The organism is Microcoleus sp. S13_B4, assembly GCF_036700885.1.
Taxonomy (GTDB): Bacteria; Cyanobacteriota; Cyanobacteriia; order Cyanobacteriales; family Microcoleaceae; genus Microcoleus.
Genome location: NZ_JAUBPU010000004.1, coordinates 138,742 through 162,911 on the forward strand (window position 1 = coordinate 138,742; position 24,170 = coordinate 162,911).

20 protein-coding genes are annotated in these 24,170 nt (G+C 44.8%); 8 read left to right on the top strand and 12 right to left on the bottom strand.

Annotated elements, in window-relative coordinates; genetic code table 11:
- Window positions 1–219: 219 nt before the first annotated feature.
- Window positions 220–2,280 (top strand): adenylate/guanylate cyclase domain-containing protein, encoded by a 2,061-nt coding sequence (locus QT994_RS04470; RefSeq protein WP_333172111.1) that lies wholly within the window; start codon window positions 220–222, stop codon window positions 2,278–2,280.
- Window positions 2,281–2,365: 85 nt separating this feature from the next.
- Here the strand turns inward: QT994_RS04470 and rpmB are convergent, their stop codons facing one another.
- From rpmB to rppA, 5 genes are all read right to left on the bottom strand, one after another.
- Window positions 2,366–2,602 carry a 50S ribosomal protein L28 gene (gene rpmB, locus QT994_RS04475; protein ID WP_006634309.1) on the bottom strand — a complete coding sequence of 79 codons (237 nt, stop codon included), beginning with the start codon at window positions 2,600–2,602 and terminating at the stop codon, window positions 2,366–2,368.
- A gap of 154 nt (window positions 2,603–2,756) precedes the next feature.
- Window positions 2,757–4,745, bottom strand: a complete 1,989-nt coding sequence (htpG, locus tag QT994_RS04480; protein ID WP_333046771.1) for a molecular chaperone HtpG — start codon at window positions 4,743–4,745, stop codon at window positions 2,757–2,759.
- 124 nt (window positions 4,746–4,869) lie between these two features.
- Entirely contained in the window at window positions 4,870–6,201 is a 1,332-nt protein-coding gene (rppB, locus tag QT994_RS04485) for a two-component system sensor histidine kinase RppB (protein ID WP_333172113.1), read from the bottom strand.
- A 199-nt stretch (window positions 6,202–6,400) separates the two neighbouring features.
- Window positions 6,401–6,631 (bottom strand): hypothetical protein, encoded by a 231-nt coding sequence (locus tag QT994_RS04490; RefSeq protein WP_333172115.1) that lies wholly within the window; start codon window positions 6,629–6,631, stop codon window positions 6,401–6,403.
- An 86-nt stretch (window positions 6,632–6,717) separates the two neighbouring features.
- Window positions 6,718–7,407 carry a two-component system response regulator RppA gene (gene rppA, locus QT994_RS04495; protein ID WP_333172117.1) on the bottom strand — a complete coding sequence of 230 codons (690 nt, stop codon included), beginning with the start codon at window positions 7,405–7,407 and terminating at the stop codon, window positions 6,718–6,720.
- Window positions 7,408–7,617: 210 nt separating this feature from the next.
- Here rppA and QT994_RS04500 point away from each other — a divergent pair, with 210 nt between their 5' ends.
- The 3 genes from QT994_RS04500 (at window position 7,618) to QT994_RS04510 (ending at window position 10,844) form a co-directional block, all read left to right on the top strand.
- The gene (locus QT994_RS04500) at window positions 7,618–8,622 is read left to right on the top strand and encodes a multicopper oxidase domain-containing protein (protein WP_333172119.1); all 1,005 of its coding nucleotides are present in this window, start codon (window positions 7,618–7,620) and stop codon (window positions 8,620–8,622) included.
- Between the two features lie 161 nt (window positions 8,623–8,783).
- Window positions 8,784–9,812 (top strand): helix-hairpin-helix domain-containing protein, encoded by a 1,029-nt coding sequence (locus QT994_RS04505; RefSeq protein ID WP_333172121.1) that lies wholly within the window; start codon window positions 8,784–8,786, stop codon window positions 9,810–9,812.
- A gap of 87 nt (window positions 9,813–9,899) precedes the next feature.
- Entirely contained in the window at window positions 9,900–10,844 is a 945-nt protein-coding gene (locus tag QT994_RS04510) for an FTR1 family protein (RefSeq protein ID WP_333172123.1), read from the top strand.
- A 115-nt stretch (window positions 10,845–10,959) separates the two neighbouring features.
- On the opposite strand, the gene QT994_RS04515 is transcribed toward QT994_RS04510, so the two are convergent.
- The 5 genes from QT994_RS04515 to QT994_RS04535 form a co-directional block, all read right to left on the bottom strand.
- Window positions 10,960–11,439 (bottom strand): hypothetical protein, encoded by a 480-nt coding sequence (locus QT994_RS04515; protein WP_333046765.1) that lies wholly within the window; start codon window positions 11,437–11,439, stop codon window positions 10,960–10,962.
- A 39-nt stretch (window positions 11,440–11,478) separates the two neighbouring features.
- Complete coding sequence (locus tag QT994_RS04520) at window positions 11,479–14,592, bottom strand: efflux RND transporter permease subunit (protein WP_333172125.1); 3,114 nt, start codon at window positions 14,590–14,592, stop codon at window positions 11,479–11,481.
- 90 nt (window positions 14,593–14,682) lie between these two features.
- Complete coding sequence (locus QT994_RS04525) at window positions 14,683–16,629, bottom strand: efflux RND transporter periplasmic adaptor subunit (RefSeq protein WP_333172127.1); 1,947 nt, start codon at window positions 16,627–16,629, stop codon at window positions 14,683–14,685.
- Between the two features lie 202 nt (window positions 16,630–16,831).
- Window positions 16,832–17,029 (bottom strand): hypothetical protein, encoded by a 198-nt coding sequence (locus QT994_RS04530; RefSeq protein ID WP_333172129.1) that lies wholly within the window; start codon window positions 17,027–17,029, stop codon window positions 16,832–16,834.
- A 348-nt stretch (window positions 17,030–17,377) separates the two neighbouring features.
- Entirely contained in the window at window positions 17,378–18,097 is a 720-nt protein-coding gene (locus QT994_RS04535; protein ID WP_333172130.1) for a DUF305 domain-containing protein, read from the bottom strand.
- Between the two features lie 322 nt (window positions 18,098–18,419).
- On the opposite strand from QT994_RS04535, the gene QT994_RS04540 reads away from it, so the two are divergent.
- From QT994_RS04540 to gloA, 4 genes are all read left to right on the top strand, one after another.
- Window positions 18,420–18,614 carry a heavy-metal-associated domain-containing protein gene (locus tag QT994_RS04540; RefSeq protein WP_333172131.1) on the top strand — a complete coding sequence of 65 codons (195 nt, stop codon included), beginning with the start codon at window positions 18,420–18,422 and terminating at the stop codon, window positions 18,612–18,614.
- Between the two features lie 36 nt (window positions 18,615–18,650).
- Window positions 18,651–20,906: a heavy metal translocating P-type ATPase gene (locus QT994_RS04545; protein WP_333172133.1), complete on the top strand. Its 2,256-nt coding sequence runs from the start codon at window positions 18,651–18,653 to the stop codon at window positions 20,904–20,906.
- A gap of 19 nt (window positions 20,907–20,925) precedes the next feature.
- On the top strand, window positions 20,926–21,162 hold the full coding sequence (locus tag QT994_RS04550; RefSeq protein WP_333172135.1) for a hypothetical protein: 237 nt from the start codon (window positions 20,926–20,928) through the stop codon (window positions 21,160–21,162).
- A gap of 74 nt (window positions 21,163–21,236) precedes the next feature.
- Complete coding sequence (gene gloA / locus QT994_RS04555) at window positions 21,237–21,623, top strand: lactoylglutathione lyase (RefSeq protein WP_333046757.1); 387 nt, start codon at window positions 21,237–21,239, stop codon at window positions 21,621–21,623.
- Between the two features lie 112 nt (window positions 21,624–21,735).
- On the opposite strand, the gene QT994_RS04560 is transcribed toward gloA, so the two are convergent.
- Window positions 21,736–22,728 carry a DUF459 domain-containing protein gene (locus tag QT994_RS04560; protein ID WP_333172137.1) on the bottom strand — a complete coding sequence of 331 codons (993 nt, stop codon included), beginning with the start codon at window positions 22,726–22,728 and terminating at the stop codon, window positions 21,736–21,738.
- Window positions 22,729–22,733: 5 nt separating this feature from the next.
- Entirely contained in the window at window positions 22,734–24,149 is a 1,416-nt protein-coding gene (locus tag QT994_RS04565) for an MBOAT family O-acyltransferase (RefSeq protein WP_333172139.1), read from the bottom strand.
- Window positions 24,150–24,170 lie beyond the last annotated feature (21 nt).

A 24,170-nucleotide genomic window follows, 5' to 3' on the forward strand; every position in this document is an offset into this window, starting at 1 on the left:
AAAACCGAAGCGAAAAAGGATTCAAACCCATAGCTAGAAAGACTTTTAGCTCTAGTAGGCATAAATCTAGTATGCACAAAGGTTTCAGGCGTTTTTATATCCTCAACCTGTTTTCTTTGTCCACAGAGGTTTTCCTCCCCTTTAGTGGCTAGAAAATGTCTAAGTCCTGCTAATATTCAGTCGCAATTACTATAGTTAGTTAAAAATACAAAACTCAGTATGAACCAAAACAAAAATCAGTTTCTGCGATTTCCTCAATCTAGAAATTGGCAATACTTAGCACAAATAGCTGCCATTGCTTTTGCTTACGCTTTGGGAGCAAAAATAGCAGTTTCAATCCCCGGCGTAAATAAATTAGCTACCTGTGTCTGGCCGCCCGCAGGAATTGCACAAGCGGCAATTTTATTATTTGGTCGGCGTGTTTTGCCGGGAATAGCTTTAGGCGTATTTTTTTACGAGACTATTAATCTCAATATATCCATAATAAGTGCAGCAATTAGTGCTTTTTGCGGTTGTTTACAAGCTTTGTGTGCATTTACTTTGTTGCATAAACTCAAGTTTCGCCCGTCACTAGATCGGCTAATCGATGTAGTCAATTTAATTTTTTGGGGTGCTGTAGTTGCCACTCAAATCAACTGCACTCTCGGCACGCTGCGCCTCTGTGTAACTGGTTTAATTGACTGGAGCGAATATTGGCACATTCGATGGAATTGGTATCTCGGAGATACATTAGGAGTTTTAATTTTTACTCCCCTGCTGTTGATTATATACAACCACAAACCAGCGCCCAGCCCTTCACAAAATACAGATTCTCAAACAATTGTAAATCGCATCGGTGCCGGAATATGCCTCCTGTTATTAGTAACAGTCAGTTGGCTAGTATACAACTCAAAAAGTGAAAGTAATCTCTCCGGTTATCCCCTCGAATACTTACCATTTCCCTTGGTAATTTGGGCAACCATTCAATTCGGGCAGGGCGGGGCTGTTATAGCATCTTTCATTGTATCCAGTATCGCCATTTGGGGCGGTTCTCAGGGAGGTGGCCCCTTTATTGCCAAAGCGGAAAATATCAATCAGGCAATCTTATTTTTGCAGGCTTTTATGAGCGTAATTGTAGTTACTTCGCTGCTGTTGGCCGCCACTGTAGCCGAACGCGCCTCAGCAGAGGATTCGCTGGGCCAAAGCGAAATTAAGTATCGGGAATTAGTGGAAAATGCTAACAGCATTATTTTAAAACTAGATACAGAAGGAAATATTACTTTTTTTAACGAATTTGCACCAAACTTTTTTGGTTACGATGAAAAAGAGATAATTGGCAAAAACGCCGTGGGAACAATTATTCCCCATACAGATACAACAGGAAATGACTTGTCAGCAAAGTTGAGAGATATTTTGCAAAACCCAGAACAATACGCGCGCAATGAAAATGAAAGTATCCGCCGCAGCGGTGATCGCGTTTGGGTATCCTGGGCAAATAAACCGCTGTTTGACTCGGCAGGAAATTTTGTGGGAATGCTGGCAATCGGTACGGATATCACAGACCGCAGGCGGGCGGAAATGGCGCTTTACAAGCTGAATGAAGAGTTAGAATTTAGAGTGAAAGAACGAACTCATGCTCTGAATAATACTTTAAATGCCCTGCAAATTCAACAGGAACAATCAGAACGCTTGTTGTTGAATATTTTGCCTGAAGAAATAGCAAATCGGTTGAAGCGAGGAGACAGTACGATCGCAGATACTTTTGCTGACGTTACTGTCTTGTTTGCGGACATAGTAGGCTTTACTCAATTGAGTTCGCGAGTTTCTCCAACGCAATTAGTAGCCTTGCTGAATGACATCTTTTCGACATTTGACAACCTCGCAGAAAGGCACGGTTTGGAAAAAATTAAGACGATTGGCGACGCTTACATGGTAGTTGGAGGGCTGCCAATTCCTCGCCCGGATCACGCAGAAGCGATCGCCCAAATGGCCCTGGATATGCAGCAAGCAATTATTGACTTCAGCAATACCCACAGCCAAGATTTCAGCATCAGAATCGGCATCAACAGCGGCCCGGTTGTCGCCGGAGTCATCGGCATTAAAAAATTTATTTACGATTTGTGGGGAGACACCGTTAACACCGCTTCCCGCATGGAATCTCACGGCAAGCCAGGGAGTATTCAGGTAACAGAGACAACTTATCAGCAGTTGCGAGAAAAGTATTCCTTTGAAAACCGTGGCGCCATCGAAGTTAAAGGCAAAGGCCAGATGACTACTTATTTACTGAAATGCCGAAAATAGCTTTAGTAAAAGTTTTTCTCTAAAAGTAAGGGCGATCGCACACATGAAAGTGCGATCGCCCTTACTTTTAATTTAGCCAAGTTTTTTAAAGCTTGTACAGGTTAATTCCAGCTTCCTTCGCCATGATTTCCAAACCCTTGTGTTGCAAGGTTTTAATTGCCTTTGTAGAAAGATGCAATCTTACCCAGCGCTTCTCCTGCGGCCACCAAACCCGCTTCCACTGCAAATTGGCGTCTTGCAATTTGTGAGTGCGGTGGTGCGAGTGAGAAACCGCAAAACCGTTATTCGCCTTCTTCCCCGTTAGCTGACATTTCCGTGACATATTGCCCTCCAGATTACCGTTTTTTTGCGTGCAGCATTTCATTATACCCGAAGGAAGAAGGAAGAACGAAGAACGAAGAAGGCTTCACTTATCCCTTTACCCATAGAAATAGACTCTTGCCTCCCCCCTTAGCAAGGGGGGGTTGGGGGGGTAATTACATTGCACGTTCAGTCAATTTTGTCAACACTTGATTCGATCGCTCGACAAAATCCTTCATCCCTTCAGCATCGAAACCCTTCTGGGCCATCAAAGCCAAGTCGTAAACGTGGTGACAAATCATACTCGCCAACTGACTTGACGGAGACTCCCCGCCGCCTTGAATAATCGCACCCTGACTCAAACTAGCCAGATTTTGAATCAGCGGGTGAGACGTATTCACCAGCAAAACGTGTTCTTCGGGGAATTCCGCTGCTTGCTGCTGCAAAAGCGCCGTCATGTCGCGCATCCGGCGCAAAGCTTCGGGCAAAAGTACGATCGCAGGTGGCGTCCCCTCCGCAGAGTCAGACTTCAAAGCTTCTGTGCGGATGTTCACTTTCGGCTTATTAAGAGCTTTTTGGAACATTTCTTTAACTTGTTCGCTGCGAGTTTTATTCGTCGCCGGATCGACAATTTCCGCTTCTTTCTCTTTGTCAATTAGCGTTTCGTCGATGTCGGAATCAACCCGCGAGAATTTGACATCTGAGTATTCTCGTTCCAAGAAGCTGATAAAGTGCGTGTCGATGAAAGAATCCATAAACAGCACTTCTAAACCTTGGCTTTTGTGCATAGCAACGTAAGTTGCTTGAGACGCAGGTTCCGTACAATAAAACACGCGATTTTCGTGACGTTTTTGATTGCGTTCCAAATACTCTTTTAGAGTCGTGTAAGGCTGCGTGGAACTAGAATTTTCCGACTTCGGAGTGACATCTTGCCACAGATCTCCTTCCTCAGTTTGCACCTGAACTTCGGGCGTTACAGTTTCTGGCTTCTCGGCTGTTGGTTCGTAGGTGCTGCGGTAGATTAAGATATCTTCGACTTGCTTTTTGAACTTGTCATCGTTGAGAGTTCCAAACTTGACAAAAGTGCCGATATCTTGCCAGCAGCGGATGTATTCGTTACGGTCGTCGCGGTAAAGTTCTTTCAGGCGATCGCCCACTTTTTTCGCAATATAATCAGCGATTCTCCGCACAGTACGATTGCTTTGCAAAGAACTGCGAGAAACGTTCAGCGGAATGTCGGTACTGTCAATAACTCCCCGCAGCGGCATCAAGAATTTCGGGATAATTTCTTCGCAGTGATCGCTGACAAAAACCTGGTTGCAGAATAGCTTAATATTGCCTTGGGTAACATCGACATCCGGCCGCAGTTTGGGAAAGAAAAGAATCCCGTTGACAATGAAAGGATAATCTGTATTTAGGTGTACCCACAGCAGAGGCTCGTCTTGGAACGGGTAAAGGTAGCGGTAGAGTTCCAAGTAATCTTCTTTTTGCAAATTGCTGGCTGATTCCCGCCAAATTGCTTTGTGCTTGTTGAGTTCCTCTCCCTCAAATTTGATGGGAACGGGCATGAAATCGCAGTAAGTTTTGATTAACTGCTTAATGCGACTGGGTTCTACATATTCTTGTTCTTCGTCTTGGAGGGTAAGAGTAATAGTAGTGCCGCGTTCCGTGCGGGTGGATTCTGATAGTTCAAAGGCGGGAGAACCGTCACAATGCCAGTGTACTGCTTGCGCGCCTTCTTGGTAAGAAAGGGTGTCTATGTCTACTTTCTGAGCGACCATGAAAGAAGAGTAGAAACCGAGACCGAAGTGACCAATGATTGCGTCGTCGCCGCTGCCTTGATATTTTTGAATAAATTCTTCTGCGCTGGAGAAAGCGACTTGATTGATGTATTTTTTTACTTCGTCGGCGGTCATGCCGATGCCGTTGTCGGTAATTGAGAGTGTTTTGTTTTCTTTGTCGATCGCTATGTTGATTTGCGGTTCGCCCATGTCGCCGCTGTATTCGCCGGAACGAGAAACCATTTTGAGTTTGGCAATGGCATCGACGGCGTTAGAAATTAGTTCCCGCAAGAAGACTTCGTGGTCGGTGTATAGCGACTTCTTGATAATCGGGAAAATATTTTCGGTATGGATTGAGATTGTTCCCTGTTCTAAAACTGTCATAATTTTTCTCTCTGATGACTGCTAATTGCTTAGAAATAGCTATTTAATGATTTTCGGCGATCGCGCTATCTTCTGCAAAAGGGATTACCCTAAAAAGACGATTCGGTTTCCCTCACATAGTAACTCACAAAGGCAGCCGCAGGAGAAAGGTGCTGCCGGAATCCAATTCGCTGCGGGCGCTGAGGCTGCCGCGGTGTGCCCGGGCTATGGTTTGGGCGATCGCCAATCCCAGTCCCGAACCGCCGGTATTGCGCGATCGATCGCTGTTGACTCGGTAAAATCGATCGAATATTCGCGCTAAATCTGCCACCGCCATCCCAATACCCGTATCTTGAACCTGAACGATCGCCTCCTGGTGACTGCAATCTAAAATAACTGTTACTTTCCCGCCCGCCGGAGTGTATTGAATGGCATTAACAATTAAATTAGCAACTAAGCGATAAAGTTGGTCGGAATTGCCGACAACATTTAATTGCTGCTGTACGCGGATTTCGGATGTTAGCGCTATTTGAGAAGCGATCGCCATTGCGGCCAATTCCTCGACTAAATCGCTAACAAGGTCATTCAAACAACACAATTGAGCGCGAGAGGGTATGGCTTGATTATCCATGCGGGCCAGCAGCAGCAAATCCGCAACTAACTGAGTCAGTCGTCGGTTTTGGCGATCGATAGTCCGCAAAGTCTCCCGCGCTTCTTTTTCATCTAATTGAGGCGTTAACAGCGCCGATTCTACTGTCGCCTGCGAAGCCGCTAAAGGCGTCCGCAATTCGTGGGCGGCATCCGCTGTAAACTGTTGAATTTGTCGGTAGGAAGAGTAAATCGGTTTCATTGCCAATCCTGCCAGCCACCAACTAGAAAATCCTACCAAAACAAGCGCTGTCGGCAATCCCAATTTCAAAACCAATTTCACTGTACTGAGATAACTGTTGAAGTCTTGCAAACTCCGCCCCACTTGAAAATATCCCCAATCTTTCTGCGTCTGAGTGTGCAGCGATACAGAAATTTGATGATAAATATTGCCTTTTTGGTCAGTGATTGTTTGCCAGTGTTTGGAGTTAAATTGTTGAGGTAATTCTGCTGGATAAGCGCCCGCAGTAGCAATCAATTTTCCGGAATAATTAAATAAACGGGTATAGTAATAGCTTTGGTTAATAGCACTTAAAGTATGGCGCTCTGGCAACTGTTCTTTAATGCCGTTAACTCCAATTACGCGGAGGTTCGGCAAAAGTTCCTTGACGATTGGTTCCAAGCGTCCGGGCTGCTGCAATTTGAGTTCTAGGCTGTCGTGCAGCGTCCCGGCTACCGATTCTAATTCCCGGTCTATGGCTACCCAGTGAGCGTGGGCGATCGCCTTATATACGCCGAATCCCAACAAGCTTAAAATCACACCCATTACAGCCGCATAGGAAATGGCTAATTGCCAGCGAGTTCGGTTAAATAGTTTATTTTGATTCACCTTTCATATCTTGCTAGTAATTGGTAATTGGTAATTAGTTGAAGATGATATTTTTTTATTTACCGCAGAGGGCGCAGAGAACGCAGAGGAGGAGTAAAAAAGAAAGAATAAGCTTAACTAATCAGGTTTCTGACCCGGTGCCTAATTCCTATGAAAATAAAAGTTTACCGCTAAATAATACATTCTTTATATTTGACTGTCATGCCAAATCGTCATGTTTTAGGAGTTCTGCATATTCGCTTATTCCGAGTTCCGCAAGTTGTCGGTCTTCTTCGGCAAATTCGCCGTAGAGTGCAGCTAAGTTAGTTTCATCGATTGCTAGAATAGTAGCTAACCTGGCACGGAATTTTAAGAAGGTAATAAATTCAAATACTTGTTTGAGTTGTTCTAGATCGAGATTTTCTAACTCTTGTTGGATTAAATCTTTCATAGCAGTCATTTTTACGATCGAGTTTTATATATTATAGCCAGATACTGGAAACGAGATATAATCCGCCCGCCGCTGCCCCTACAGCTTTAATTTCTCATGCGGTATCCGACGCCGTGAACGGTTTCAATTAAATTTGTGCCGCCAACTGATTCAAGTTTGCGCCGTAGCAAGCGCACTTGAGCTGCTACCACATTGCTAAAGGTATCTGCACTAACTTCCCATAGCTGATTCCGAATTTTGTCAGTGGTGACAATTTGGTTGGGATGTTTCATAAAGTATTCTAGCAGTTGAAACTCTTTGTTTGTTAGAGAAATTATCTGGCTGTTACCACTGCGACCGAGATGACACACAGTGCGATTTCCGCAGTCCAAAACCAGATTTCCTACCTGTAGCTGTTGCGGTTGAATTTGGGGCGATCGCCTTTGCAAAGCCCGCAATCTTGCTAATAGTTCCGCCATGCCAAACGGCTTGACTAAATAATCGTCAGCCCCGGCATCTAGTCCCGCAACTTTATCTTCCATTCGGTCTTTGGCGGTTAGCATCAAGACGGGCAGGGCGCTATTTTTAGCACGCAATCTCCGCAGCAGTTCCAATCCTGACAATCCTGGTAGCAACCAGTCAAAAATAGCCAGGTTATATTGCATCCAGTGACTGTCTAAATATTGCCAAGCTTCACTGCCATCCAAAGCCCAATCAACTATATATTTTTCCTGCTTTAAAGTGCGCTCGATCGCTTTTCCTAAATCGGGCTCGTCTTCAACTAGCAAAACTCTCATAACACTAATTTACAGCGCTAAATCTCTATACATTGTTAGCCGCCGACAGCGCCAACCCCCAGCATCTAAGTTGGCACACTTAGATGAAATCAGCATGAAATCTTCTGAGTTTGCGGAAGAAAAAGATTATAGTTGACAATTATTGACAACAAGCGGGAAATGTCTTATACTCAAATGCGACCAAAGTTTTGAGAATTATTTTCAAGAAAAATGGCAGACTTATCCGATCGTTCCGTCATTAAAATGGCGGGGCGCTTGAGTCGCCGTCAACTCCTACAGCTAGGAATAGCCAGTGCTGGGGTAGCGGGCGGCGCGATCGCATTGCAAAATTTCACCCAAAAACGACCGGCAGCCGCGAGAATACCGCCAATGCCCGCCGATGCAGTCGCATCTAGCAACATCAACCCGATGCAGATTGCGCGGGATTTTGATTACGGCACGGTGACGCGCGAAAATGGACGCACGGTTCGGGAATTTCGCCTGGAAGCTAATACTTCGATCGTCCAACTTAACAGTGCCGTCACTTTCAACACCTGGAACGTCAACAATCGCGTGCCCGGGCCGACATTGAGGGCAACTCAGGGCGATCGTATCCGCGTCATCTTTTCTAACAAAGGTGGACATTCTCACTCGCTGCACTTTCACGGAATTCATACCAGCGAAATGGATGGCGTTAAACCTGTGAGAAACGGTTCGGTATTTATTTATGAATTTGATGCCAATCCTTACGGAGTGCATCTATATCACTGCCATATTGCTCCCGTAACACGCCATATCGGTAAAGGACTATATGGAATGTTCATTGTCGATCCGCCAAAACCCCGTCCTCCCGCCGATGAAATCATGTTAATCATGGCGGGATATGACGTAAACGAGGACGAAAAAAACGAACTTTACGCTTTTAACGGGTTGCCCAACTATTACATGAAAAACCCTATCTCTATCTATAAAAATCAGCTAGTTCGGCTCTACGTCCTCAACCTAATTGAGTACGAAGCAGCAGTAACCTTCCACTTGCACGGTAATTTTTTTGACGTATATCGCACGGGAATGACTTTAACTCCCAGTGAAAGAACTGATGTCATCACAATGGGAGTAGCTGAAAGACATATCTTAGAATTTACTTACGGCTACGCTGGAAAATATATGTTTCATCCCCATCAAGATGCCATCGCCGAAGCTGGCTGCATGGGTGTATTTGAAGTCATCACTTAAACCCAATCCTGCTACCAGGGTGCGCCGATTCAAATAAAGAAACTATGAAATTATTTGACAAGCTCGATCGCACATAGGTAGAATAAATAGCTCACAAATTGAGAATTATTCTTAATAAGTTGTGAGTCCAAATGCACATAAAGTAAAAATTAGCAACTGCCATGTTACCATCCTTTCGCTTATTACCGACCGCCACGGCTACAGCCATCCTCGTTGCTCTGACCGGTTGCGTTTCCCCCACAGCCAGCAACACCAGCAGCACCGCCTCACCCGTTGCCACAGCCAGTCCCCCATCCACAAGCGGTCACAGCATGAACCACGGCGGCAAAGGCGGCATCAACATCAATACTGCCATTCTTTCAGAGTTAGATAAACTCGAAGCCAAGTTAGGAGTGCCGGCACTTTCTAACAAAATTCAAGCCAGCCGCCCTTACGGAAAAGTCGAAGAATTGGTGTCAAAAAATGTCATTACTCAAGCCCAATTCGACGAAATAAAAGAATTGGTAACTATTGAAGATGTGGTGCTGACAGGGGAAGCCAAAGATGTAGACTTCATGACTAAAATGGGATTGATGAAAGGGCATCTTTTCGTAGCCAAAGAACTCTTGGCTCAAGGCAAACCAGACCAGGCAGAACCTCACATCGGGCATCCAGTAGAAGAAATTTATGCCGATGTGGAAGATCAGCTAAACGAGCGTAAAATTACTGAATTTAAGACTACTTTAATTAAATTGCAGGATTTAGTTAAAGCGGGTGCAAAAGATCCGGCTCAAGTGAATGCGGAATTCGACACATCCATGCAAGCAGTTGACGGAGCAATTGCCGCCCTTCCCGAAGCCCAGCGAAAAGATCCGAAATTCGTACTGCAAGTGATTAACGGCTTGCTGGATACAGCTAATTCCGAATACGGAGCGGCAGTTGCTAACGGCAAAATTTCCGCAATTATTGAATATCAAGATTCGCGGGGTTTCGTCATGTACGCGGAAATGCTGTACAAAGATATCGCCGAGCAAGTGGCTAAAACCAGCCCGGAAATCGATAAAGCAATTGTTGCCAACATGACTGAACTGAAGACAAATTGGCCAACGGCGATCGCACCCCCCGCCCCCGTAAAAACCACCGAACAAGTCAGCCAGCTCGTTAAAACTATCGAAAGCGACAGCCAAAAAGTTCTCAAACCAGCATCCTAAAAATCTCACTCTCATCGTCGGCGGTAATTGGTAAATAATCTGCCAATTACCTCGCTCCTTAACTACTCCCATTCCTACCATAAAAAAATGAATTTTGGCGAAGCATTGCCCACATTTGTAATTACTCTGCGCGAAGGAGTCGAAGCCGCCTTAGTTGTCGGAATCGTTCTCGCTTGTCTCAAAAAATCAGGACAAAGTTATTTAAGTCCTTGGGTTTTCGGCGGTGTTGGCGTTGGACTTATCGCCAGCGCTTTGATAGGTATACTGTTCGGTTGGACTATTCAAATTTTATCCGCATCCAATCAGCCTTTTGCACCGATTATGGAGTCGCTGCTAGAGGGAATCTTTGGGCTGATAGCGATCGCAATGCTGAGCTGGATGCTGATTTGGATGACAAAACAAGCGCGATTTATGAAAGCCGAAGTTGAAGGCGCTGTGAGTGCGGCCTTAACGCAAAACTCTCATGCTGGTTGGGGCGTATTTAGTTTAGTTTTTATTGCCGTTTTGCGCGAAGGGTTTGAAACTGTTTTGTTTGTCGTCGCCAAGTTTCAACAAGGCATTATTCCGGCGATCGGCGCTTTGGGAGGAATACTTTCAGCCGCCGGACTTGGCGTCCTGCTGTTTAAATGGGGAGTCAAAATTAATATCCGCCTGTTTTTCAAATATATGGGCATTTTATTGCTCTTTATTGTAGCGGGTTTAGTGGTATCTACTTTGGGTATTTTTGACAGCGCGATGAATATTTTATCGCAAACAAATCGCGAATCAGCAGCACTGTGTTTCTATTACGAAAGATTTACTAAAATCCACTCTTGCATTCTCGGGCCGATGGTCTGGAATACCTCGCAACTGCTTCCCGAAGAAAAGTTTCCAGGTTTGTTGTTGAGTGCGCTGTTTGGCTACACGGATAAGCTCTATGTCGTGCAGGCGATGGCTTATTTCGTCTTTTTAATTACCGTCGGCGGCATCTACCTCCAAAGTTTGGCAGGTCGAGTGTTTTTCCCATTCAAAAAAACTCAGGTAATGAAATAGGAAATTAAGTGCGATCAAAATACGATCGGCTTTTTAGTGGAAATGTAGGAGGCAGTTGTTTGTTGCTGATTTCCTAATGCGCTCTCACTTATGGGCGCATTAGGAAATCAGCTATCTATTGATTGAAGGTAAAACGACCGTCAACTTTTTCTCCGTTAATATCCGCAGTAACTTTCACGGGATAACTTCCTGCATCTTTGCCGGGAAACACCACAGCGTAATGTTTGCCCTCAGCATCATACTTGAGAGCTAGGGTTTGCTGCTTTCCATTCGGCAACTGCACTTGAGCTGTCATTTTGGCGTTAGGAACTGGTTCCTTTTTCTCCCCTTTTTGCAAAAAAACATCTAAATGAGTTCCGGTAGCTTCTTTTTCAGGTACAAACTCTAAATAGTAAGCTCCAGACTTTACAACTTGCCCCCCTTTAGTTGCTGTTGCAGGAGCAGTGGCGGGAGCCGAAGACGCAGGTTGAGAGGCGACAGGAGGGGATGCTGGAGTGGTATTCGGCTCGCTTGCTTGGTCGCCTTTACTGCAAGCTCCCAAAAACAGTAATCCGACACTACCTAGAATAACTAAGCTAGACTTGAGCGATTTCATTGGTTTAACTCCTTGCTGACGGACAATCATTAGAAAATATCACACATTAAGTACCTTACCGTCTTCAATAACTGGCTGAGGTTTTTGAGGTCGTAAAAATGTCCCAAATTGAGCATACAAAGCTGGCAAAACTAACAGAGTTAGTGCTGTAGAAGTAAATAATCCTCCTAAAACTACTACTGACAGCGGTTGCAAAATTTCCTGGCCCGCCCCGCCTTCAAATACTAAAGGTGCTAAACCCAAAGCTGAAGTTAAAGCGGTCATCAGGATGGCGTTGAGCCGTTCCATCGAGCCTTTAACAATAGCTTCCTTAAAAGGCAGTCCTTCGGCAAACTTAGAGTTGTAGTTGTCTACTAAAAGCAAGCCGTTACGGGTAGCAACCCCGAATAATGTGACAAAGCCAACCAGGGAAGCTACAGAGATGATGCCGCCAGTCAAAGCTACCGCAATGACTCCTCCCACTAATCCGATAGGCAAATTAATCATAATCATAGCAGTTGAAGCGATCGACTTGACGGACAAGTACATCAATACGGTAATTACCAAAAAGGCGATCGCACTAAATATCATAATATTTTGCGAAGCTCTTTGTTCTGCTTCAAATTGACCGCCGTACTGGATAAAATATCCAAAAGGCAACTGCACCTCTCGTTTGACTTTAGCTTGAATTTCATTCACAACCGATCGCAAATCCCTACCTTTAGCATTAGCCGCCGCCACAATCAAGCGAGAAACATTCTCACGGTTAATCGTATTGGGGCCCGTACCGTATTTGACAGTAGCAACTTGGGCGAGGGGGATTTTGTTGCCACTTGGAGTATCTACCAGCAAATTCTGAATAGTTTCTAAGTTATTTCTGGCTTCAGGCTGCAACCAAACAACCAAGTCAAAAGTTTGCTGCACCTCCAAAACTTGAGAAACAACTTTGCCGTTCAAAGCTGTCTCAATAATTTCTGAAAGCTCTCCTATTTTCAAACCGTATCTACCCGCAGCTTGGCGGTTAAACTTAATTTGAATTTGTTGCACGGGAACCTGGGGTTCTAGTTGCAAATCCACAATTCCTTCAACTGTTTTCATTTGCTCTTCAACTTGGGCACCGATGCTGCGAAGTTGCTCCAAATCCGGGCCAAAGATTTTGACAGCAATCTGACTTCGGACACCAGATAAAACCTCATCCATCCGGTGAGAAATAAAACCGCCGATATTTGGTGCAACTCCCGGCAATCTAGCAAATTCCTGCCGCAGCGACTCCAAAGTTTTCGGCCTGTTTTTCATCCCAGCCTCGCTCAAACCGATATCAATGTGAGCTAAATTAACTCCCGCAGCATCAGCATCTCCGGGAGCTCTGCCCGATCGCACTTGCACGTATTCAAACCTGCTATCATCCTTAAGTGCATCTTCAATAGCAAAAGCCGCGCTATCTGTTGTCTCCAAAGAAACCCCCGGATAAAGCAGAATAGTATTTACCAAAGTTTGCTCCTGAAACTCCGGCAAAAACACCCGTCCAAAGGAAGGCAAAATAATTAATGCAGCCACCATACTAGCAGCCGCTAAAGCTAAAATAATCCCCGAATAACGCATTGACAATTCTACGATCCAATGATATTTTTTCTTGCAAAATCTTGGCAACCAGGGTTCTCGTGAACTCATGCGTTTGGTAGGCAACAAGATAGCGCAAAGTGCCGGAGATATTAACAGCGATTCCAGACTAGAAATCACAACAACTACCAAATAAGTAATCCCCATCGGCGTAAAAATCCGACCTTCTACACCGGGCAAAGTAAAAATTGGCGAAAACACCACAATGCCAATAACAGTCGCTCCAATTAACGAATCGCGCACCTCTTGACTGCCGTCAAAAATCACATCCATCACCGGACGTGGATGAAGAGAAGACGTATTTTCTCTCAAATTGCGGTAGGTATTTTCCGCATAGACGATCGCATCGTCGATCGCAGTGCCGATCGCCACCGACAAACCACCCAAAGTCATGGTATTCAGCCCCAGCCCCAGCCAATACATCGCCAGCAAACCGAACAGCCAAGTCAGAAAGAAATCCAGCAAAACAACCGTCAGAGTGCGCCAATTCATCAAAAACGGGATGAGAATAAGGGTGACGATAATACTGCCTTCAACTAAAGCCCCTCGCACATTCTCCACCGAGGAATTAATATATTCTTCCTGTCGAAAAGTCACAGTAACTTTAATATGTTTGGGCAGAGCTTGCTGCACCTCAGCCATTGCTGCCTCAACCGCTTTAGTTACCGTCGGAGTATCAGCAACTGGCTGTCTGTTTACCATCACAATCACAGCTTTTTTGCCGTTAAAACTGCCATCGCCCCGCTTGATTGCAGCACCAATTTTGACATCAGCTACATCAGCAATTCTGACAGGTGTTCCGTGGCGAGAGACGATCGCCGATTGCTGCAAATCTTCCACAGACTCAATTCGCCCCACCCCCCGGATTAAAGTTTCTCGATCCGGCGTAATTAAATACCCCCCCGGCGCGTTAACATTCGCAGCCGCCGCCGCTTCGGCAACTTGCTGCAACGACACATTAAACGCTTTCAACTTGGCAGGTTCTACTAATACTTGATACTGCCTCTGATCGCCGCCGTAAGCTACTACTTGAGCAACGCCAGCCACTGCTAGAAGGCGATTTGTAACTTGCCAATCAACCAGACGGCGCACTTCCATCAAAGAAGTAGTTTCCGAGGTAAAAGCATAGGTAATAACAGTACCCACAGGAGAAGTTGTGGGAGAAATTTGTGGTGCCTCTACTCCTGCGGGAAGCTTGCTTTGAGCTTGCTGCAACCGTTCTGTTATCAACTGGCGCGCTTGATAAATTTCAGTTCCCCAATCAAAGATTACCTTAACTGCAGAAAGACCCACAGCGGAAGACGATCGCACTGCTGTCACCCCAGGAGTTCCATTAATCGCACTTTCAATTGGCAGTGTTACTAAAGACTCGATTTCTTCCGGCGCGAGACCCGGTGCTTCCGTCTGAATTTCGACTTGCGGCGGTGCAAAAGGAGGGAAGACATCAAGGGACATTTGGGGGATGATATATAATGTCCAAAGACTAACAATAATGGTGGCGAGAACGACTAGCCAGCGGCGGTTAATTACCCATCTGAGAATTGTGCTGAACATTTAATAATTTGGGAATTAGGCATTGGGAATTGGGCATTGGGAATTGATAAAAACAGCTATCCGTGTATCCGTGACTTCCGTGTCGTGCTGTTACTTTAAACTCTTGACTTCTGCGTCTTGAGTTTTAACGTGATGGTTGTCATTGTGTAACAGCAGTTCATTGTCCAACGCCGGTGCAGAGGCGGAAAAACTATTGTTTCCGGCATTGGTTCCAGAATCGGCTGCTAGTGCTGGAAATTTGCGCCGATTTCCCCACAACACGCCGGCTGCAAAAGTCAGGGATGCGATCGCAACTCCTCCTCCTATTCCCGCCCACCATAAAGACACGGGTAAATTATTAAAATTAACTTCTGTTATCTTGGGATTTGCCTCTTTCTTTGCCTCGTCTTTTGAGGGCTTGCTGCCGCCCCGCAAAGATTGTGCGTAAAGTTGAGGTGCTCGCTGCGTTACTATCAAATCTCCCTCGAATAAACCCCTCTTCACTTCAACTAAATCTCCAGCAGTTTGACCCAGTTCAATTTCAACCGCTTGATAAGCATTGCCATTTTGGACGTAAACGGTTTTTTTACCGCTAACATCCACTACCGCCGCATTCGGAATTGCTAAAATATTTGTTGCAGTTTTGTCTGTTAAAATCTCCAACTCCGCAAACAGTCCGGGCTTTAATTCGCCGTTAATATTATCTAGTTCTGCTTTCACCGGCACCACCCGCGTTTCTCCTTCCACGGATGAGCCAATTAAGGCGATTTTGCCATTGAAAGTGCGATCGGGTAAATTAGCGACTTTTACCCTGACTTCCTGACCCTGTTTTACTTGATTCAGGTCTTTTTCGTAAATATTGGCTGTGGCAAAAACGCGGCTGTCATTTAACAGACTCATCAACGGTTTTTCAGCGTTTACTGACTCTCCTAGGGTGATTTCGCGATCGGCTACCGTCCCCGAAATCGGAGCAACTACGGTAACGAGTCCTCGATCGTTGGCAATAGTTCCTAATTGTTGGAGCCGCGCTTGATAGGCTGCGTCAGCCAAGCGAATGCGCGACTGAGCGACTTCGACGGCAGTTTTGCCGCGTTTGAGTTGGTTCTCGGCTTCTAGGACTTCCCGGCGGCTCTGGGCTCTGGTAAGTTGAGCTTTTGCTTCTGCTACTCTGCCTTGAGATTCCCGCAATTCCCGCATAGGGAGGTCTACTTCGGCTTGTTTAATTTCGGTTTCGGCTTTGATAACTTCAGGACGGCTTTTTGCCTTGGCAACAGCGGCTTTTGCTTCGGCGAAGTGGGCTTGCGATTCCAGCATTGTCCGCCGCGAGATCGCTCCTGATGCCACTAATTCTTGGTCGCGATCGAACTGTTCTTTAGCAATAGTTAATTCTGTTTCAGCCCGCGCTATTTCGGCCTGCGCTATTTCAACTTGACGTTGATAGTTTTCTTTAGCGGCTTGCACAACGGAACGCTTGTTTACTAATTCTTGTTCTCGCTGGTACTGCTTAGTTACCGCTGTCAATTGGGTTTGGGCTTGGGCGATTTCTGCTGCGGATATTTGAAGTTGGCGATCGTAATTTTCTCGTGCTAGTTTGAGATCGCCTTCGGCTTGCTGCAAATCTGCCTCAGCTTCGGCACGTTTCGAGAGAGATTCAACCCGCAACAGTCCTAATTCTGAACTCGATAAAACCGCAACCAGTTGACCTTTTGATACTTTGTCGCCAGGCTTAACCAGCAACTCTACTACTTTGCCAGCAACAGGAGCCGTCACTTCGACTTTTTGGTTGGGCAAAGTTTCAATTTGTCCTGTGGTTTTGATGCCGATATCTAGTCGCTGGCGGGCGGCAGGGGAGACTTTAATACCTAATCGTTTTGCTGTTTCGGCATCGACAGAAATAGCAGCAGGAGTTTGAGTTATTTCGCCTCTTTGGTGAAATTCATTTCCGTGACCAGCGTGGGCAAAAACAGCGGCAGGAAAGCTTAGCCAAATTAAGCTCAACAAACTTCCCGAAAAGCTGCTAATAATTGCCGGAGATAGAGCATATTTGTGGGATATCATCGTTGGCATTGTCCTTGAAATCAGGTTGAGTGCCACAGGTTTAGCAGTTGGTATTATGCCAAGGTAAGTAAGTGATACCCATTAAGTAAAGTTACTTATTAGCATTTTCCAAGAAGCGACCGCTAAGCAATGACCAAGAGCTAGAATTGCTCTACTCAACCTAGTATTTCACGGTCAAATGAAATTAGGATGAAATTTCGCATCAGCAGCCCAGATGCCCACCAGATTCTAAAATACGAAGATAAGTTTCGCCTAATGACAAGCGATTTTGCTGTAGATTTTTTTCCGGTTTTTTTATCTCTGCTTGCGCTTCAATTGCGTTTGTCAATGCGCTCACTAGCTCATCTACGGCTGAATTTGATTTATAAGTTGTGGTTAATTCCAAGCTATTCAATATCATAAACTACCCTCTCTATCTATATAGCTTTTTGCTGACTTATCTACTACTTTAGAGGTAGGGGTTATCCATCGTCTACAGTATTCTTACGTAACTTTCTACTACTTTAGAGGTAGGGCGGCTCAATTATCTACAGTATGTCTAGGTAATCTCAGGAAACTGAGGTGGAGTCAGACAAATGCTGACAGCCACAGTCGATCTACATTACTTTGTCTACCAAGGTTGTCGCCACTTTTTCATTTGCTCAATTTCTTGCTTTGGTGAAGCAAGTATTTTCGGAACTCTTGAGCTACTGTGATTAATGTCACTCATTTTCGGGATTTGGATCACGTTTTGTTAAGGGGAGCTAAATTACTGTTTGTACCAAGCTTGCCGCCACTGTTTCATTTGCTCAATTTCTTGCTTTTGCGAAGTCAGAATTTCTTGAGACAATTTCTTCATTTCGGGGCGTTTTGACTTCTTCAAAGCATCTTCAGCCATCACTAAAGCTCCTTTGTGGTGAGGAATCATCGCATTGATAAATCGCAAGTCAAATTGGTCGTCAGCGGCCCCTAAATCCATGCTCATCATCATGCTTTGCATTTGTTCGGGAGTCATGGCCATCATGTGACCCATGGCAGCATGATAAGCCATCGGCGTACTGCTGGCTTTGGGATACCAAGTTTTTCGCCACTCTTTCATTTGATTAATTTCGCGGTTTTGAGCAGCAATTATATCAGTGGCAAGTTTTTTCATTTCCGGGCGTTTGGATTGTTTAAGCACATCTTGAGCCATTTTTACAGCACCTTGATGGTGTACTGTCATGCCATCAATAAACCGCAAATCGTAGTCGGCATCAGCCGGCCCTAAATCCATTGACATATTGTGATTCATGCCATGATTCATGCCACCCATGCCGCCGCCTTGTGCCATGTCTTGCTTGTTGTTTGCTTCCTTTGCAGCCGTAACCTTTGGGGCTTGAGTTTCGCTGGAAGGGGCTTTTGAACAAGCTGCAAGCACTCCGCTGGTTAAAGCGGCTGCGGCGGTCAATATCAGCCCTGCAAAGCCTGTTTTTAATGAAATTGGTTTCATAGATTTTATATCCTTAAAAAGGTCATTTATCTTCAGCTTTCCACATATAAATGAAATTAGGATGAAATTTTGGCCTCGGAATTGTAAATAATTATTGCTGTGCCGTCGATCGCACTCAAAGTTAAGATTTACAGGACTCACTTGAACCTAATTATGTAGGGTGCACAGTGCGCGCCTTACCCCTATGGGTAGCGTGTCACACCAGTTTTTTGATAATTTCTGATTTATTTTGCAATTCCTCTTGACTCTCCTGTGGACTGGAGACTTTACAATAGAGTTAATTCATTGATTGAGCAGAGTAGTTTCTGCTGAGGTTCAAATTATGACTTTACAGCTAAAAGTTCCTAAGATGGCTTGTTCTGCTTGTGCGACTACAATCACAAAAGCAGTCCAAGCCATTGACTCAGCCTCCACGGTTGAGGCGGATATCAAGACAAAATTGGTCACGATTCAAACAGCTAAGTCGGAAAGTGAAGTTAGGAAAGCGATCGCATCGGCCGGCTATCCAGCTATTTAAAGACAGAAGGTAATTGTCTAATTTAGGAGGGCATCTATGGACAATCTCACACTTAAATTGCGGGGCATGAGTTGTGCTTCTTGTGCTTCCTCTATCGAACAAGCAATTCAATCTGTTCCGGGCGTAATTGAGTGTCATGTCAATTTTGGGATGGAACAAGCAACCATCCAATACGACTCCAAGCAAACAAACTTAGAAACAATTCAAGCGGCTGTTGATGCTGCGGGATACCAAGCTTTGCCACTTCAAGAAATGGCGGCAGCAGAGGATGATTCCGAACAAGCCGATCGCAAATCTGAATCTCAAACCTTGCAGCGGAAACTCTGGACAGCAGGTATCATCAGCATCCTGGTAGTTGTGGGCGCTATTCCGGCGATGACCGGCTTGCACCTGCCATTTATTCCCGCGTGGCTGCACAATTATTGGCTGCAATTAGTCCTGACCTCACCCGTACAATTCTGGTGCGGGAAATCGTTTTATGTGGGAGCTTGGAAATCCCTAAAACGGCGCGTAGCAACAATGGATACCCTGATTGCTTTGGGTACGAGTGCTGCTTACTTTTATTCTGTATTGGTGACATTTTTTCCCGGTTTCTTCACCGCTCAAGGTTTGACTCCTAGCGTTTACTACGAAGTGGCAGCTAGCGTTGTTGCCTTAATTTTGTTGGGGAAAACCCTAGAAAATCGCGCGAAGGGAGAGACTTCCGAAGCCATTCGGAAACTCATGGGTTTGCAAGCAAAAACGGCTCGGATAGTTCGCAACGGGGAAGAGTTGGAAGTGCCGATCGCCCAAGTGGAAATTGGTGACATCGTGCAGGTGCGGCCGGGCGAGCAAATCCCCGTAGATGGAGATGTTGTTGAAGGCTATTCCACAGTAGACGAAGCAATGGTTACGGGAGAAAGTTTGCCCGTTAAAAAGCAGCTTGGCGACGAAGTTATCGGAGCCACAATTAACAAAACTGGCAGCTTCAAGTTTCAGGCGACAAGAGTGGGCAAAGATACATTCTTAGCTCAAATTGTCAAGATGGTGCAGGACGCACAGGGTTCAAAAGCACCGATTCAAAAGTTAGCAGACCAAGTGACTGGTTGGTTTGTTCCAGCAGTAATTGCCATCGCTTTAGCTACTTTTATTATCTGGTTTAACGCGACTGGAAACTTCACTCTAGCCACAGTGACAATGGTGGAAGTGCTGATTATAGCCTGTCCTTGCGCTTTGGGTTTGGCGACTCCGACTGCTGTGATGGTGGGAACTGGTAAAGGTGCAGAAAACGGGATTTTAATCAAAGGATCGGAGAGTTTAGAATTGGCTCACAAAATCCAAATTATCGTGTTAGATAAAACTGGAACTCTCACAGAAGGCAAGCCGACGGTAACTGATTTTGTGACAATTAAAGGAACGGCGAACAGCAATGAGTTAAAGTTGCTGCAATTGGCGGCGTCTGTCGAGCGAAATTCGGAGCATCCTCTGGGGGAAGCTGTTGTGAGGTACGCTCAATCTCAAGAGGTTAATTTGACGGATGTTAAGGATTTTGAGGCGATCGCGGGGAGTGGTGTTCGAGGGGTTGTAGGCGGAAAGTCGATCGCCCTGGGAACGCTCAGGTGGATGCAGGAACTAGGCTGCGATACTGAATATCTGGAACTGCGCGGGAGAGCTTTGGAAGCTGCGAGCAAAACGGTTGTTTGGATGGCTGTAGAGAGCCAAATAGAGGCAATTCTGGGCATTGCGGATGCTCTGAAACCATCGTCAGCGCAGGCGGTGAAAGCACTTCAAAAACTCGGTTTGGAGGTGGCGATGCTGACGGGGGACAACCGCGCGACTGCGGAGTCGATCGCCCAATCCGTGGGCATTACTCGCGTTTTTGCCGAAGTTAGACCCGACCAAAAAGCAGCTCAAATTCAAGCCCTGCAAAGGGAAGGAAAAATTGTCGCGATGGTGGGAGACGGGATTAACGATGCACCGGCTTTGGCCTTAGCAGACGTGGGAATTGCGATCGGCACCGGCACCGATGTGGCGATCGCAGCCAGCGACATTACCTTAATTTCAGGAGATTTGCAAGGCATAGTTACAGCAATTCAACTTTCCCGCGCCACCATGCGGAACATCCGCGAGAATCTGTTTTTTGCGTTTATTTATAACATCGCTGGAATACCCATCGCGGCGGGCATTTTGTACCCCATTTTCGGTTGGCTGCTCAATCCAATTATCGCCGGCGGAGCAATGGCTTTTAGTTCAGTTTCCGTACTTACTAATGCTTTGCGCTTGCGGAATTTTAAACCAAAATCTATTGCATAAATTTGGAGGAATTATAAAAATGTTAGACCATCGTCAAATTTTGGGAATTCTCGCGAGTTTAGGACTTGTGATGGGAATGGCATCGGGAGTTGAAGCTTCCGAACAGTCCGTCCAGCATCCTACTTCAACGAATCAATTCCGCAGCATTGAACAGCCGTTAAGTTTAAAAATTGGCGTAACAGCAGGCGGATTGACATTAATTGGTTTAGAACTGTGGTGGTTTTTGTTCAGTAAAAAGCAAGTTAACACCAGGTAAACTGTACCGACGCGGTTTTTTCCAGCAAGATATCGCTAAAATTGAGGAAGCTTAAAAAATTTGGAGTGAGCTAAATGCAACTACTACACACGATGCTCCGAGTCGGCAACCTGGAAGAATCCCTCAAATTTTACACCGAGGTTCTGGGCATGAAATTGCTGCGACAAAAAGAGTATCCAGACGGTAAATTTACTCTGGCTTTTGTTGGCTACGGCGACGAATCAGACACTACAGTTTTGGAATTAACATACAACTGGGGCGTCGCAGAGTACAATTTAGGGGATGCTTACGGTCATATTGCGATCGGCGTTGACGACATTTACGGTACTTGCGAAGAAATTAAAGCCCGCAGCGGTAAAGTTATTCGCGAACCCGGCCCAATGAAGCACGGTTCAACTGTCATCGCTTTTGTGCAAGATCCAGATGGATATAAAGTTGAATTAGTTCAACTGGAAAAATAGCTACCACTATTGCTAGAAAGAAACCGGGTTTCTGCGATAATTTTGGCATCCTCATCGAGACTTGGTGAAGAAACCCGGTTTCTCACTCCCAATGGGAACCAATTATTAAAGTTTAGGGTTTCTTTTTGGGAGATTTGGGAGATTGGGGAGATTTTAAGATTTTGTCGGCGACCATTTTATCAGCAACTAAATCGCCGATAATTCTAGCTCCGTGGGAGGTAAAATGCACGCCATCATTAGCTTTGACATATCCTCGCTTTCCGGATTTGTCAGCAACTACAGTAACCAATTTTCCGGCTTGGGCAAAAGTCTCCCAAGTAGAAATAAATTCGATTTTGGATGAAGATTTGCTGGCATTTTTATAAATATCGTTCATGATTGGAAAAGCTTTGAGATACAAAGATTTAGTAGGTATGGATTGACCGATCCAATACACTTTTCTCACAGATGACGAATTAAGTAAATTGGCATATTTTTCAACTCTTTCTTGATAAGCTTTTTGCCATTCTTTGCCCAAAACAGCCCAGGCTTTCCCTTGAAAATCAATAATATTTTGAGGGTCATTTGCTCCGAACAAAATTATCACTACATCCGGCTGATAATTATTAAGAATTTGGCTAGTTCTGGCATACCAGTCATAATAATCTATCCGATTTAATCCGGTCGAGACCTTGTAGTCAATTTTCGTATCGGTGATATTGTATTTTTTCTTAAGAGTGTACTGGAGTTGAATTCCTAAGTCGAACATTACGGAATCTCCAATAAATAAAAATCTGCGATAAGGTCGGGTCAGCTTGGGTTTAGCTGGGGTTTGTTTTTTAGCAGTAGCCGGCTTTGGGGGCTCAACGGCCACTTTTGTTTCTGTTTTTACAGGAGGAATTTCTGGTTCTTTAGGGAGGCTATCGAAGTTAATATCTTTAATTTGGCTCCAAAAATCTTGTTCGGATTTTTTGAAATGGTCTAGTTGGATTTGGCGCGCTGCTTGTTTGATTTCTGGACTGGCGAAAGGGGTTGAAGCAAAGCTTTTTAGAAATAATGATAAGTTGGAAAATATTAAAGTGAGAATTACAGAAGTAACAATTAGCAAAATTTCCCGGTCTTTCATATTTCTTAGAAATTAAAGTAAATAAAAGGCGGAACGGTACTCGGACCCAACATCAAGATAGTATACACGAGCAACGAAACTAAGACAACCCGAAAGAAAATGTTTTTTAATGACAATACGGTTTGCAATAGTTGGGAGATGCGATCGCCCCACAAGTTGATCGCGCCAATGACTGCAATTACTAAATACAATTGCCAAAAGTTAAATTGAAAAGTTGCGACGGCAGGATGGACAATTCCTTCAAAAAAACTCACCGCCGTTTCCCAATTGGGAGTGCCGAAAAATACCCAACTACAAGTAACAAAACTAAAGGTTAACAACCAACTGCAAAATTTAGCAAATCTGGGAAAGGCATAGTCTAATTTAAAGTGGATAGCTTGGGGAAGATCTTTACATAAATGGTTGATAACCAATCCTAAACCGTGAATTGCTCCCCAGAAAATAAAGTTTAAACCTGCGCCGTGCCAAAATCCGCCGATCGCCATTGTTAAAAATAGATTGAGGTACTTCCTCAACTTGCCGTATTTGTTGCCGCCCAAGGGAAAATAAACGTAATCCCTCAACCACTCGGAAAGACTGATGTGCCACCTTTTCCAAAATTCTTGCAAGCTGAGCGATCGGTATGGCATATTAAAGTTGGCAATGGGTTTGAAACCCAGCAAACAGGAGATGCCGTTGGCTAAATCCGAGTAGCCGCTGAAATCTACGTAAATTAAACAGGAATAGGACATTGCCGCGAGGATTAAATCGATGCTGCTGTACTGCTGCGGGACTTTGAATGGCAAGTCAGTGAAGTTAAACAAAAAGCTCGCTAAAGTATATTTTTTAAACAGTCCCGACAAGATCAAAACTATAACTTCTTCGATTTGATAGTCGTATTTGTTCGGTGAATTTAGCTGCGTGTAAAATTCGCCAGCCCGGGAGATTGGCCCGGAGGCAATTTGGGGAAAGTAGGTAATGTATGCGGCGTAATCTACCAATTTAGGACAGGCTATTTTTTGCTGGTAGCAGTCGATTAAATGCGAAATCATTCTAAAAGTGTAGAACGACACACCGACGGGGGTGATTATTTGCAAAACTTGAAAGTTGGCTGGAATTTGTAGCTGGTTCAGTACCTCAAATAAAGAAGTTACAAAGAAGTTGCAATATTTAAAGATGCCGAGAGTGCCAATGTTGAAAATTAAGCCGGAGATTAAAGCGATTTTTTTATGTTTACCGTTGCCGGCAGCCCGAAGAATGATATAATTGTATGCTGTACATAAAAGAAGAATTAAGAGAAAGTCGCAACTCCAAAAGGAATAAAATAATAAACTGGAAACTAACAAAACAATTTTATACAAATCGACTTGGGGTTTTACCGAGACGATAACGCTAAAAGTAATGAGGAAAAATATTAGAAATTGGTAAGTGGGAAAGAGCATAAGTCTCAACCGATAAAAAAT

What these genes read in the sequence shown, in the direction of transcription:
- QT994_RS04470 (WP_333172111.1), top strand. Translation starts at nt 220, where the DNA reads ATGAACCAAAACAAAAATCAGTTTCTGCGATTTCCTCAATCTAGAAAT.
- rpmB (WP_006634309.1), bottom strand. Translation starts at nt 2,602, where the DNA reads ATGTCACGGAAATGTCAGCTAACGGGGAAGAAGGCGAATAACGGTTTT.
- htpG (WP_333046771.1), bottom strand. Translation starts at nt 4,745, where the DNA reads ATGACAGTTTTAGAACAGGGAACAATCTCAATCCATACCGAAAATATT.
- QT994_RS04490 (WP_333172115.1), bottom strand. Translation starts at nt 6,631, where the DNA reads ATGAAAGATTTAATCCAACAAGAGTTAGAAAATCTCGATCTAGAACAA.
- rppA (WP_333172117.1), bottom strand. Translation starts at nt 7,407, where the DNA reads ATGAGAGTTTTGCTAGTTGAAGACGAGCCCGATTTAGGAAAAGCGATC.
- QT994_RS04500 (WP_333172119.1), top strand. Translation starts at nt 7,618, where the DNA reads ATGGCAGACTTATCCGATCGTTCCGTCATTAAAATGGCGGGGCGCTTG.
- QT994_RS04505 (WP_333172121.1), top strand. Translation starts at nt 8,784, where the DNA reads ATGTTACCATCCTTTCGCTTATTACCGACCGCCACGGCTACAGCCATC.
- QT994_RS04510 (WP_333172123.1), top strand. Translation starts at nt 9,900, where the DNA reads ATGAATTTTGGCGAAGCATTGCCCACATTTGTAATTACTCTGCGCGAA.
- QT994_RS04515 (WP_333046765.1), bottom strand. Translation starts at nt 11,439, where the DNA reads ATGAAATCGCTCAAGTCTAGCTTAGTTATTCTAGGTAGTGTCGGATTA.
- QT994_RS04520 (WP_333172125.1), bottom strand. Translation starts at nt 14,592, where the DNA reads ATGTTCAGCACAATTCTCAGATGGGTAATTAACCGCCGCTGGCTAGTC.
- QT994_RS04525 (WP_333172127.1), bottom strand. Translation starts at nt 16,629, where the DNA reads ATGATATCCCACAAATATGCTCTATCTCCGGCAATTATTAGCAGCTTT.
- QT994_RS04530 (WP_333172129.1), bottom strand. Translation starts at nt 17,029, where the DNA reads ATGATATTGAATAGCTTGGAATTAACCACAACTTATAAATCAAATTCA.
- QT994_RS04535 (WP_333172130.1), bottom strand. Translation starts at nt 18,097, where the DNA reads ATGAAACCAATTTCATTAAAAACAGGCTTTGCAGGGCTGATATTGACC.
- QT994_RS04540 (WP_333172131.1), top strand. Translation starts at nt 18,420, where the DNA reads ATGACTTTACAGCTAAAAGTTCCTAAGATGGCTTGTTCTGCTTGTGCG.
- QT994_RS04545 (WP_333172133.1), top strand. Translation starts at nt 18,651, where the DNA reads ATGGACAATCTCACACTTAAATTGCGGGGCATGAGTTGTGCTTCTTGT.
- QT994_RS04550 (WP_333172135.1), top strand. Translation starts at nt 20,926, where the DNA reads ATGTTAGACCATCGTCAAATTTTGGGAATTCTCGCGAGTTTAGGACTT.
- gloA (WP_333046757.1), top strand. Translation starts at nt 21,237, where the DNA reads ATGCAACTACTACACACGATGCTCCGAGTCGGCAACCTGGAAGAATCC.
- QT994_RS04560 (WP_333172137.1), bottom strand. Translation starts at nt 22,728, where the DNA reads ATGAAAGACCGGGAAATTTTGCTAATTGTTACTTCTGTAATTCTCACT.
- QT994_RS04565 (WP_333172139.1), bottom strand. Translation starts at nt 24,149, where the DNA reads ATGCTCTTTCCCACTTACCAATTTCTAATATTTTTCCTCATTACTTTT.